General features: G+C 63.4%; 7 protein-coding genes and 1 pseudogene. 5 read left to right on the top strand and 3 right to left on the bottom strand.

The window, feature by feature from the left end; all coding sequences use genetic code 11:
- The first annotated feature begins 271 nt into the window (after nucleotides 1-271).
- The 4 genes from carA to AC1D0P_RS13740 all read left to right on the top strand — a co-directional run bounded on the left by carA (nucleotide 272) and on the right by AC1D0P_RS13740 (nucleotide 5,772).
- Nucleotides 272-1,453: a glutamine-hydrolyzing carbamoyl-phosphate synthase small subunit gene (carA, locus tag AC1D0P_RS13725; protein ID WP_477677248.1), complete on the top strand. Its 1,182-nt coding sequence runs from the start codon at nucleotides 272-274 to the stop codon at nucleotides 1,451-1,453.
- Nucleotides 1,446-4,676 carry a carbamoyl-phosphate synthase large subunit gene (carB, locus tag AC1D0P_RS13730; protein WP_436154250.1) on the top strand — a complete coding sequence of 1,077 codons (3,231 nt, stop codon included), beginning with the start codon at nucleotides 1,446-1,448 and terminating at the stop codon, nucleotides 4,674-4,676. The genes carA and carB overlap by 8 nt, the downstream gene beginning before the upstream one ends.
- 156 nt (nucleotides 4,677-4,832) lie before the next feature.
- Nucleotides 4,833-5,309, top strand: a complete 477-nt coding sequence (greA, locus tag AC1D0P_RS13735; RefSeq protein WP_477652175.1) for a transcription elongation factor GreA — start codon at nucleotides 4,833-4,835, stop codon at nucleotides 5,307-5,309.
- Nucleotides 5,310-5,319: 10 nt separating this feature from the next.
- The gene (locus AC1D0P_RS13740) at nucleotides 5,320-5,772 is read left to right on the top strand and encodes a DUF4149 domain-containing protein (protein ID WP_477677249.1); all 453 of its coding nucleotides are present in this window, start codon (nucleotides 5,320-5,322) and stop codon (nucleotides 5,770-5,772) included.
- Between the two features lie 7 nt (nucleotides 5,773-5,779).
- Here the strand turns inward: AC1D0P_RS13740 and folD are convergent, their stop codons facing one another.
- The 3 genes from folD to AC1D0P_RS13755 form a co-directional block, all read right to left on the bottom strand.
- Nucleotides 5,780-6,625: a bifunctional methylenetetrahydrofolate dehydrogenase/methenyltetrahydrofolate cyclohydrolase FolD gene (folD, locus tag AC1D0P_RS13745; RefSeq protein ID WP_477677250.1), complete on the bottom strand. Its 846-nt coding sequence runs from the start codon at nucleotides 6,623-6,625 to the stop codon at nucleotides 5,780-5,782.
- Between the two features lie 84 nt (nucleotides 6,626-6,709).
- Nucleotides 6,710-7,336: a response regulator transcription factor gene (locus tag AC1D0P_RS13750; RefSeq protein ID WP_411877690.1), complete on the bottom strand. Its 627-nt coding sequence runs from the start codon at nucleotides 7,334-7,336 to the stop codon at nucleotides 6,710-6,712.
- A 49-nt stretch (nucleotides 7,337-7,385) separates the two neighbouring features.
- A complete protein-coding gene (locus AC1D0P_RS13755) occupies nucleotides 7,386-9,953 on the bottom strand; it encodes a PAS domain-containing sensor histidine kinase (RefSeq protein ID WP_477677251.1) in 2,568 nt (855 codons plus the stop codon).
- Between the two features lie 294 nt (nucleotides 9,954-10,247).
- Here AC1D0P_RS13755 and aceE point away from each other — a divergent pair.
- A pseudogene (aceE, locus tag AC1D0P_RS13760) lies at nucleotides 10,248-11,826 on the top strand (pyruvate dehydrogenase (acetyl-transferring), homodimeric type); the annotation flags it as partial.

Here is an 11,826-nt window from a genome sequence, read left to right on the forward strand (position 1 = left end):
GAGCGACTGTGGGGGCCTTTCTTCATCAGCATGAGCCGCGGAACCGGCTTTGCCGGGCCGCAGGCGGGCGGCCCCCTCGAGGGGGCAGGGAGCTACACGCAGTGAGCGACCGTGGGGGCCAGTGTTCAGGCTATAATCAAGGGCTTTTCAAAACACAGCTTCGCCCGAGCGCATACAAAGCCACCACCCTCACAAAAGCAGCCTGCAAGAGTCTTGACCGAGACGTTTCTTGTGCACGCTTGGGCGAACCGTAACCAACCCGGAGAACCCAGTGCTTTTGTCTCTACAGGGAAACACCCCTCACGCCATCCTGGCGCTCGCAGACGGCACGGTCTTTATCGGCAATTCGATTGGGGCCGCGGGCTCCACGGTCGGCGAAGTGGTGTTCAACACCGCGATGACCGGCTACCAGGAAATCCTCACGGATCCCAGCTACTGCCAGCAGATCGTCACCCTCACGTACCCGCATATCGGCAACTACGGCATCAATGCCGAAGACGTCGAAGCTGAAAAAGTCCATGCCGCCGGCTTGATCATCAAGGACCTGCCGCTGCTGGCCTCGAACTTCCGCATGACCATGACCCTGTCCGAATACCTGGTCAAGGAAAACACCGTCGCCATCGCCGGCATAGACACCCGCCAGCYGACCCGCCACCTGCGCACCAAGGGCGCGCAAAACGGCTGCATCCTGGCCTTGCCCGCGGGCGAGGCGGTGAGCCAGCCGGCGATCGAGAAAGCCGTCGCGGCGGCGCGCGGCGCCCCCAGCATGGCCGGCCTGGACCTGGCCAAAGTCGTCTCGGTCAAGYAGACCTACGAATGGACGCAGACCGAGTGGAAGCTCGGCGCGGGCTACGGCGTGCAGATCACGCCGAAATTTCATGTCGTGGCCTTCGACTTCGGCGTGAAGAAAAACATCCTGCGCATGATGGCCGAGCGCGGCGCGCGCATCACAGTGGTGCCGGCGCAAACGCCCGCGGCCGACGTGCTCAAGCTCAAACCCGACGGCATCTTCCTGGCCAACGGCCCTGGCGACCCGGAGCCTTGCGACTACGCAATCACCGCGGTGCGCGAACTGATCGAAACCGGCATCCCGACCTTCGGCATCTGCCTGGGCCACCAGATCATGGCGCTGGCCAGCGGCGCGAAGACCTTCAAGATGAAGTTCGGCCACCACGGCGCAAACCACCCGGTCAAAGACCTGGACAACGGCCGCGTCAGCATCACCAGCCAGAACCATGGTTTCGCGGTCGATGAGAAAAGCCTGCCCGCCAACCTCAGGCCCACGCACATCAGCCTGTTCGACGGCACGCTGCAAGGCCTGGCCCGCACCGACAAGCCGGCCTTCTGCTTCCAGGGCCACCCGGAAGCCTCGCCCGGCCCGCACGATATTTCATACTTGTTTGACCGTTTCACCGCGCTGATGGAACAGGCTGGGGAGAAGAAAAATGCCTAAGCGCACAGACATCAAGAGCGTCCTCATCATCGGCGCCGGCCCCATCATCATCGGCCAGGCCTGCGAGTTCGACTACTCCGGCGTGCAGGCCTGCAAGGCCTTGCGTGAAGAAGGCTACAAGGTCATCCTGATCAACAGCAACCCTGCCACGATCATGACCGACCCGGCCACCGCCGACGTCACTTACATCGAGCCCATCACCTGGCAGACGGTCGAAAAAATCATCGCCAAGGAGCGCCCCGACGCCATCCTGCCGACCATGGGCGGCCAGACCGCGCTCAACTGCGCGCTGGACCTCTGGCACAACGGCGTGCTCGACAAATACAAGGTTGAGTTGATTGGCGCCAAGCCCGAGGCCATCGACAAGGCCGAAGACCGCCTGAAGTTCAAGGACGCGATGACCAAGATCGGGCTGGGCTCGGCCCGTTCCGGCATCGCGCACAGCATGGATGAGGCCTGGGCCGTCCAGAAGACCGTCGGCTTCCCCACCGTGATCCGCCCCAGCTTCACGCTGGGAGGCACCGGCGGCGGCATCGCCTACAACTCCGAAGAGTTTGAAGTCATCTGCAAGCGCGGCCTCGAAGCCTCGCCCACCAACGAGCTGCTGATCGAGGAATCGCTGCTCGGCTGGAAAGAGTACGAGATGGAAGTCGTGCGCGACACCGCCGACAACTGCATCATCGTCTGCTCCATTGAAAACCTGGACCCCATGGGCGTGCACACCGGCGACTCCATCACGGTGGCCCCGGCCCAGACGTTGACCGACAAGGAATACCAGATCCTGCGCAACGCCTCCCTGGCCGTGCTGCGTGAGATCGGCGTGGACACCGGCGGCTCCAACGTGCAGTTCTCCATCAATCCGGTCGATGGCCGCATGGTCGTGATCGAGATGAACCCGCGCGTGTCGCGTTCCTCGGCGCTGGCTTCCAAGGCCACGGGCTTCCCGATCGCCAAGGTCGCCGCCAAGTTGGCCGTGGGCTACACGCTCGATGAGTTGCGCAACGAAATCACGGGCGGCGCCACCCCCGCGAGTTTCGAGCCCAGCATCGACTACGTCGTCACCAAGATCCCGCGTTTTGCATTTGAAAAATTCCCGGCCGCCGATTCGCGCCTGACCACACAGATGAAATCCGTCGGTGAAGTCATGGCCATGGGCCGTACCTTCCAGGAGTCTTTCCAGAAAGCTTTGCGCGGCCTGGAAGTCGGCGTGGACGGCATGAACGAAAAGACCCAGGACCGCGAAGTGCTCGAGAAAGAACTCGGCGCGCCCGGCCCTGACCGCATCTGGTACGTAGGCGATGCCTTCGCCCAGGGCATGAGCGTCGACGAAGTTTTCGCGCTGACCAAGATCGATCCCTGGTTCCTCGTGCAGATCGAGCAGATCGTCAAGATCGAGCTTGAACTCGAAACCACCTCGCTCGACAAGATCGACGCCGTCACGCTGCGCGCGCTCAAGCAAAAAGGCTTCTCCGACCGCCGCCTGGCCAAGCAGCTCAAGACCACCGACACGGCGATCCGCGAGAAGCGCCGCGCGCTGGGCGTGCGCCCGGTCTACAAGCGCGTGGACACCTGCGCCGCCGAGTTCGCGACCAACACCGCCTACATGTATTCGACCTACGAGGCCGAAGGCAGCGAATGCGAAGCCGCGCCCACCGACAAGAAAAAAATCATGGTGCTGGGCGGCGGGCCCAACCGCATCGGGCAGGGCATCGAGTTTGACTACTGCTGCGTGCACGCGGCGCTGGCCATGCGCGAAGACGGCTACGAGACCATCATGGTCAACTGCAACCCCGAGACCGTCTCCACCGACTACGACACCAGCGACCGCCTGTATTTCGAGCCGCTGACGCTCGAAGACGTGCTCGAGATCGTCGACAAGGAAAAGCCGCTGGGCGTGATCGTCCAGTACGGCGGCCAGACACCTTTGAAGCTGGCACTGGACCTGGAAGCCAACGGCGTGCCCATCATCGGCACCTCGCCCGACATGATCGACGCGGCGGAAGACCGTGAGCGCTTCCAGAAGCTGCTGCACGAACTCAAGCTGCGCCAGCCGCCCAACGCCACGGCTCGCACCGAACCCGAAGCACTCGAAAAAGCCGCCGCGCTGGGCTACCCCCTGGTCGTGCGCCCCAGCTATGTGCTGGGCGGCCGCGCCATGGAAATCGTGCACGAACAGCGCGACCTCGAACGCTACATGCGCGAAGCCGTCAAGGTCAGCCATGACTCGCCGGTGCTGTTGGACCGCTTCCTGAACGACGCCATCGAATGCGACGTCGACTGCCTGCGCGACCCTGAAGGCCGCACTTTCATCGGCGGCGTGATGGAGCACATCGAACAGGCCGGCGTGCACAGCGGCGACTCGGCCTGCTCGCTGCCGCCGTATTCGCTGAGCGCCGAAACCGTCACCGAGATCAAGCGCCAGACCGCGGCCATGGCCGAGGCGCTCACTGTGGTGGGCCTCATGAACGTGCAGTTCGCGATCCAGAACATTGACGGCAAGGACGTGATCTACGTGCTGGAAGTCAACCCGCGTGCCTCGCGCACCGTGCCCTTCGTCAGCAAGGCCACCGGCATCCAGCTGGCCAAGGTGGCGGCGCGCTGCATGGTCGGCCAGTCGTTGGCTTCGCAAGGCATCAAGGACGAAGTCACGCCGCCTTACTTCAGCGTCAAGGAAGCGGTGTTCCCCTTTGTCAAGTTCCCCGGCGTGGACACGATTCTCGGCCCCGAGATGAAGTCGACCGGCGAAGTCATGGGCGTGGGCAAGACCTTCGGCGAAGCCTTCGTGAAATCCCAACTGGGCGCGGGAACCAAGCTGCCAACCTCCGGCAAGGTTTTCCTGACCGTCAAGAACAACGACAAGCCGCGCGCCGTGGAAGTGGCGCGCGCGCTGGCCGCGCAGAAGTTCGAGCTGGTCGCGACCAAGGGAACGGCGGCGGCCATCCAGGCGGCGGGCATTGCCTGCACCGTGGTCAACAAGGTCACCGAAGGCCGGCCGCACGTGGTGGACATGATCAAGAACAACGAAATCGCCTTGGTCATCAACACCGTCGAAGAGCGGCGCAACGCGATCACCGATTCGCGCCAGATACGGACCTCGGCGCTGCTGGCCCGCGTGACGACCTACACCACCATTGCCGGCGCCGAAGCGGCCGTGGAGGGCATGAAATACCTGGACAACCTCCCGGTGTATTCCGTGCAGGAGCTGCACGCGCAGCTGGCCTGACGGCCTGGGTAGCCCGGGTTTTTCCCGGGCTTTTCCAGGGCTATTCCCAGCTTGAGCCGGGCCCGATTTGCATTAAACTTGTTTCGTTGAAATTTTGGATTCAAGCGCCGCCGCCAGGTGACTGGTGGCGGTTTCGCTTTTGCAGGAGCAAAAAACATGGCCACCATTCCCATCACCAAGCGCGGCGCGGAAAGCCTCAAGGCCGAGCTGCACCAGCTCAAGACCGTTGACCGCCCCTGGGTCATCAATTCGATTTCTGAAGCGCGCGCCCAGGGCGATCTGAGCGAAAACGCCGAATACGACGCCGCCAAGGACCGCCAGGGTTTCATCGAAGGCCGCATCCAGGAAATCGAGGGCAAACTTTCCGCCGCGCAGATCATCGACCCGTCCGAACTGGACGCCGGCGGCAAGGTGGTGTTCGGCTCGACCATCGAACTGGAAGACGAAGACACCGGCGACAAGGTGACCTACCAGATCGTCGGCGAAGACGAGGCCGACATCAAGCAGGGCCGGGTCAACATCAGCTCGCCGATCGCGCGCGCCCTGATCGGCAAGGACGAGGGCGATACCGCCGAAGTCCAGGCGCCGGGCGGCATCAAGCGCTATGAAATCATCGCGGTGATGTACATCTAAACTGAATTTGATGAAGCAGCGCTTCAATGTGATGGTGGCAGCCCTCTGGTGGGGCAGCCTGACAGCGTTGGGTTTCGTCGTAGTCCCTATGCTGTTCGCCAACCTGGGCACGCCCGCCGTGGCAGGCGCCATGGCCGCCAAGCTTTTCACCGCCCAAACCTGGGTCAGTGCCGGCTGCGCCATGCTGCTACTCGTGGTGCTCAATAAGAAGGACGACGCAACCCTCGCGCGGCAAGCGCAGGCCGCGATGAAATTCGTCGTCGCCGGCCTGTTGCTGGCTTTGGTTGTGGAGTTTGGCATCGCGCCGCGCATCGTCAGTGCGCGCGCCGAAGGCGGCAATCTCAAGCTCTGGCATGGCCTGGGCACGGCCTTGTATGTCGTGCAATGGCTGTGCGCCGGCTTGGCGCTTTGGCGCCTGGTGCCAGCATCGCCACCTGCTCAGTCGCCGCCCGCCGCGGGCTGAAAAGCGTTCAGCAGCGTTCCGCGGCTTCGAGCGTATTGACCAGCAGCATGGTGATGGTCATGGGGCCGACACCGCCGGGCACCGGCGTGATGTAGCCCGCGACTTCCTTCACGCCCTCAAAATCCACGTCGCCGCAGAGCTTGCCTTCGTCGTTGCGGTTCATGCCCACGTCGATCACGACCGCGCCCGGCTTGACCATGTCGGCCGTCAGCACATTGCGTTTGCCGACGGCGGCCACGATCACGTCGGCCTGCAGCGTCATGGCCTTGAGGTCTTTGGTCGCGCTGTGGCAAATCGTGACGGTGGCATTTTTTTGCAGCAGCATCAGTGCCATGGGCTTGCCGACGATGTTGCTGCGGCCAATCACCATCGCATGCTTGCCCTTGAGGTCGTAGTGGATGCTTTCCAGCATCTTCATGCAGCCGTAAGGCGTGCAGGGCCAGAAGCCCGGCTGGCCGACCATGAGCGCGCCGGCGCTGGCGACGTGAAAACCGTCCACGTCCTTGGCCGRCGAGATGGCCTCGATGACCTTGTGCGCGTCGATGTGGGCCGGCAGCGGCAGCTGCACCAGGATGCCGTGGATGGACGGGTCATTATTGAGCGCGTCCACGCGCGCCAGCAGATCGGCTTCGCTGAGGGTGTCGGGGTATTTTTCGAGCACAGAATGCAGGCCGTTGTCTTCGCAGGCTTTGACCTTGTTGCGCACATAGACCTGGCTGGCCGGGTTTTCGCCCACCAGCACCACGGCCAGGCCGGGCGTGACGCCGCGTGCGCGCAGGGCGGCGGCCCGCCGGGCGACGTCAGCGCGCAATTGTTTGGAGAGGGCGTTTCCGTCAATCAGCTGGGCGGTCATTTGAATCGGCTTCTCAAAGTAAAAACGCCCGTTGGTCCAATCAATACGGGCGTTAAAGCTATCAAGGGATAGCGAAAGAGGGAATCAGGCCTTGGGCGCGTTGGACCCCAGGGCGATTTTGAGCAGGTCGGCCACGGTGTTGGCGTTGAGCTTTTCCATGATGTTGGCACGGTGGGCTTCCACCGTCTTGATGCTGATGCCCAGGTCGTCGGCGATCTGCTTGTTGAGGCGTCCCGCCACGATGCGCTCGAGCACCTGGGCTTCGCGCGAGGTGAGCTTGGCCAGCAGGGCGTCGCGGCTGGCGGACTGCTGGAATTCGCTGAAGGCCTCCTTGGCCTGCTCCAGCATGCGCTCGACCAGATTGACCAGGGCTTCTTCCTGGAAAGGCTTCTGGATGAAGTCCATCGCGCCTTTTTTCATGGTGTTGACCGCCATGGGCACGTCGCCGTGGCCGGTGATGAACACGATGGGCAGCGGCGACTTGCGCTCGACCAGGCGGTCTTGCAGCTCCAGGCCCGTCATGCCGCCCATGCGGATGTCGACGATCAGGCAGGCCACTTCGCGCGGGTCGTAGCGGGAGAGGAAAGTTTCGGCGGAGTCGTAGCAGCGGACGCGGTAGTCCTTGCCTTCGAGCAGCCACTGCAGCGAGTCGCGCACGCCCTCGTCATCATCAACGACGTAGACGGTACCTTTTTTGGGAATCAAGCTCATGCCAAACTTTCTTTCGTGAACTTCTCAAGAGACGGTTCTTGAAGGGTTTTCAGTGAACGCCTGCGTTCCTGGCTGCCGTGTTGTCGCCGGCTGGCGCCGTCGGCAAGAGCAGGGGTGTCACAGGGATCCAGAAGGTAAACCGGCACCCCACCACTTCGTCCCCATTGTAGAGGTTCTCGGCCTCCATTCTTCCCTGGTGGGACTCGACGATGCTGCGGCACAGCTTCAGGCCTATGCCCATGCCCTCCGCCTTGGTGGAGTAGAAGGCTTCATAGAGCCGGCCCATGACCTCGGGCGACAGGCCGCGCCCGGTGTCGAGCACCGAAAACTCCACCACGGCCTGGTCTTCAATCTGCTTGGGCACCACCCGCAGCTCGACGCTGCGGCGCGCCGTCGGCAGGTGTGCCTGCTCTATGGATTCGGCCGCGTTTTTCATCAGGTTGATCAGCACCTGCTCGATCAGGATGGGGTCCACCATGATTTCGGGCAGGCGGGCCGCGATGTAGTGGCTCAGGCGCACGTGGTGGCGGCGCAGTTCGATGTCGGCCAGCTCCATGGCGTTGCTGACCATGGTGGCCACGTCGGCCGCCGTGCGGTTGGGCTCGCTGCGTTTGAYGAAGGAGCGTATGCGCTGGATGATCTGCCCGGCGCGGTGCGCCTGCTTGGCGGTCTTGTCCAGCGCTATCAGCAGGTCCTCGTTGCTGATCTGTTTGCCCTTGATGCGCGACACCATGCCGTTACAGTAATTGTTGATGGCCGTGAGCGGCTGGTTCAGCTCGTGCGCCACGCTGGAGGCCATCTCGCCCATGGTGATCAGGCGGCTGGCGGTCTGTGCGCGTTCGTTCTGCTGGGCGGCCTGCTCCTCGGCATGGCGCCGCGGCGTGATGTCGGTGGCGATCACCATCTGCGCCAGCCGGCCGTCCACCCAGGTCAGATAGCGCGAACGCACTTCCAGCCATTTGCTGAGTTCGGGCACAAAGATCTCGGCATTCTCCGTTTGCGCCGCCGTCAGCGTATCGGTCGGAAAGCCGGCCAGGCCGTCGACCGCGTCCAGCGTGTCGTCGGTGGGCACGGCACTGGGTACCCCGGCCTGCGCAATCAGGTTCAGGTGGCCCGACACTTCGCCGCCGAACCAGGAGCGGTACAGCTTGTTGGCGAACAGCAGTTCCTCGCTGCCCAGCGGCGCCACGGAGACGGCCGCGTCCAGCCCCTCCAGTACCGTGGTGAAGCGCTCATAGGAGGCGGTCAGTTCCTCGCGGATGCGCTTGGGCTCGGTGATGTCCGTCATTGAGGTCATCCAGCCGGTCTGCTGTCCGCGCGGGTCTATCAGCGGCGACACATACATGCGGGCGTCGAAAATCTGGCCGTTCTTGCGCTTGACGCGAACCTCGAAGCCGCCCGGCGGCGTGCGGCCGTGCAGCTCGTCGTCCAGCCGCTGCATCAGGGTGTCGATCTCGCCTTCCGGCCAGTGCGGAAACGGCGGCGTGCGGCCCACCAGGTCGCCTTCGGTCAGGCCCGTCATCTGGCAGAAAGCCGGGTTGACGTAGGTGATGCGGCCCTGCAGGTCCAGCGCGCGCATGCCGGTCAGCATGGAGTTTTCCATGGCGCGGCGGAAGTTGGTCTCTGAGATCAACGCCTGCTGGGCCTGCACGCGGCGGCGCGTGTGGCGCCAGGTGCCCAGCAGCATCCACACCGTGAGCGCGCTCAGGGCGCTGACCAGCCAGAAGAAGCCGCTGCCCACCACACCCAGCGAGGTGCGGTAGCCCTCGGCGCGTATCAGCAGGCCGTTGCCCACCGGTGAGACCGGTATCTCGTATTCGGCCGCGCCGTCTGACCAGGGCAGCAGCCGGGCCGCGGGATTGCGCGGTGGCGGCAGGTTGCCCGCCAGCACCTGGTTCTTGTCGTCGATCAGGGTTACCGCATATTTGGCCGTGACCTCGGTCGGCACGCCAAAACGCAGCAGGCCGTCGATGGAGTACTCGCCCATGATGACGCCGGCGAACTTCCCCTGGTCGTCCAGCGGCACTTGCAGCTGCAGGGTGGGCGCGTTGTAGCCGCTGGCTTCCTTGGCCGCCAGCGGGCGTGAATACACCGGCTGGCGCAGGTCCCTGGCGAGGTCATAAGTGCCGTCGGTCTCGCCTACCTTGAGCTGTTCGCCCGCGCCGCGCAGCTGGCTGGCGTTGGCACTGGGCGATACGTAGGCGACCTTGATGCGCCGTTTGCTGTCCACCCAGGTCACCGCCATCAGCTCGGGGTACTGGTTGACCAGCGATTCGGCCTGGGTGATGAACTCCTCGGTGTCGATTTCCTTGTTCGAGACGTCGCGGCCTATGCGCATGAGCTGCTCCTGCCGCTCCAGCAGGCGCAGGCGCAGGCGCTGCTGGGCATATTCCACGTCTCGCTTGACGGCTTGCTGCTCACGGTCGATTTCCTCGATGCGCAGGTAGCCGAAAGCGGCGATCACGGCCGCCAGGAAAAGCACGACGGCCAGCAGCGGGCCCAGCGTGATGAAACGGTCCTGGCGCGACGGCGACTGCCGGCGCCACCAGTGGCGCCACAGGGCCAGGGGAGCGGGATTGGCCGCGATGTCGGCGGGGGCGGGGGCTTGCTGGGTCATAAGAGGAAGGGTGCAGTTTAAGGGAGATGCCCTCGGCGTAGCTGGGTTGACCCTGATCGTTTAAGGTGAAGCGAATCACCCTCAATGCGACGTATGCTTACTTTTAAATTTCTTAATATGAAACGAGTAAGCACTATTTGAAATTGTGCGAATATTGTGGGAAACTAGAGACTTGAATCTAATTTGCGTTTACAACACGCTTAGACCCAAGTTGGAACAGGCTCTGTGTACGGCTCAACAAGAGGCCGTATCGCAGGTTAACAAAGCTCTACCAGGCTACTCAGGAGACAAAAAATGGCTGCCAATCCCACCCAAGCCGGCGACAACTTGCGCGCCGCCGCCAACGACGCGCTGGACAAAGACAGCCAGGAAACCCGCGAATGGATGGACGCCCTGTCCGCCGTGATCGAAAGCGAAGGTCCGGAGCGCGCCCATTTCCTGCTCGAGCAACTGCTGGAGCATGCCCGCCAGAAGAGCATCGACATGCCTTTCTCGGCCAACACCGGCTACGTCAACACCATTGAGACCGACCAGGAAGAGCGTTCGCCCGGCAACCTCGAGATCGAGGAACGCCTGCGCGCCTACATGCGCTGGAACGCCATGGCCATGGTGGTCAAGGCCAACCGCCTGCATCCCGCCGACGGCGGCGACCTGGGCGGCCACATCGGCTCCTTCGCCTCGCTGGCCAGCCTGTTCGGCGCCGGCTTCAACCACTTCTGGCACGCCGAGAGCGCTGAACCGGGTAAAGAGCACGGCGGCGACTGCCTCTACATCCAGGGCCACGTGTCGCCCGGCGTCTATGCCCGCGCCTACCTCGAAGGCCGCCTGACCGAAGAGCAATTGCTCAACTTCCGCCAGGAAGTCGACGGCAAGGGCCTGTCCAGCTACCCGCATCCCAAGCTGATGCCCGAGTTCTGGCAGTTTCCCACCGTCTCCATGGGCCTGGGCCCGCTGATGGCGATCTACCAGGCGCGTTTCCTCAAGTACCTGCATGCCCGCGGCATCGCCAACACCGAAAACCGCAAGGTCTGGGCCTTCCTCGGCGACGGCGAGATGGACGAAGTCGAATCCATGGGCGCCATCGGCCTGGCCGCGCGCGAAAAGCTCGACAACCTGGTCTTCGTCATCAACTGCAACCTGCAACGCCTGGACGGCCCGGTGCGCGGCAACGGCAAGATCATCCAGGAACTCGAAGGCGAGTTCCGCGGCGCCGGCTGGAACGTCATCAAGCTGCTCTGGGGCAGCAACTGGGACCCATTGCTGGCCCGCGACAAGGATGGCGCGCTCAAGAAGGTCATGATGGACACGCTGGACGGCGACTACCAGGCCATGAAGGCCAATGACGGTGCCTACGTGCGCAAGCATTTCTTCGGCCAGGACCCGCGCACGCTCGAGATGGTCGCCAAGATGAGCGACGAGGACATCTTCAACCTGCGCCGCGGCGGCCACGATTCGCAAAAGGTCTATGCGGCCTTCCACAAGGCCGTCAACCACAAGGGCCAGCCCACCGTCCTGCTGATCAAGACCGTCAAGGGCTTCGGCATGGGCAAGATCGGCGAAGGCAAGAACAACGTCCACCAGACCAAAAAACTGGCCGACGAAGACATCAAGGCCTTCCGCGACCGCTTCAACATCCCGATTCCCGACAGCCAGCTGGCCGACATCCCCTTCTACAAGCCGGCCGAAGACACGCCCGAGATGCGCTACCTGCACGAGCGCCGCAAGGCCCTGGGCGGCTACCTGCCGCACCGCCGCGTCAAGGCCGACGAGCAGTTCACCGTGCCCGCGCTGGAGACCTTCAAGTCGGTGATCGAGCCCACGGCCGAAGGCCGCGAAATCTCGACCACCCAGGCCTATGTGCGCTTCCTCACGC

It is taken from the genome of Polaromonas sp. P1_G2 (assembly GCF_056405515.1).

Excerpts from the sequence above, each read along its gene's own strand:
- carB (WP_436154250.1), top strand. The coding sequence starts at position 1,446 with ATGCCTAAGCGCACAGACATCAAGAGCGTCCTCATCATCGGCGCCGGC.
- AC1D0P_RS13740 (WP_477677249.1), top strand. The coding sequence starts at position 5,320 with ATGAAGCAGCGCTTCAATGTGATGGTGGCAGCCCTCTGGTGGGGCAGC.
- AC1D0P_RS13750 (WP_411877690.1), bottom strand. The coding sequence starts at position 7,336 with ATGAGCTTGATTCCCAAAAAAGGTACCGTCTACGTCGTTGATGATGAC.
- greA (WP_477652175.1), top strand. The coding sequence starts at position 4,833 with ATGGCCACCATTCCCATCACCAAGCGCGGCGCGGAAAGCCTCAAGGCC.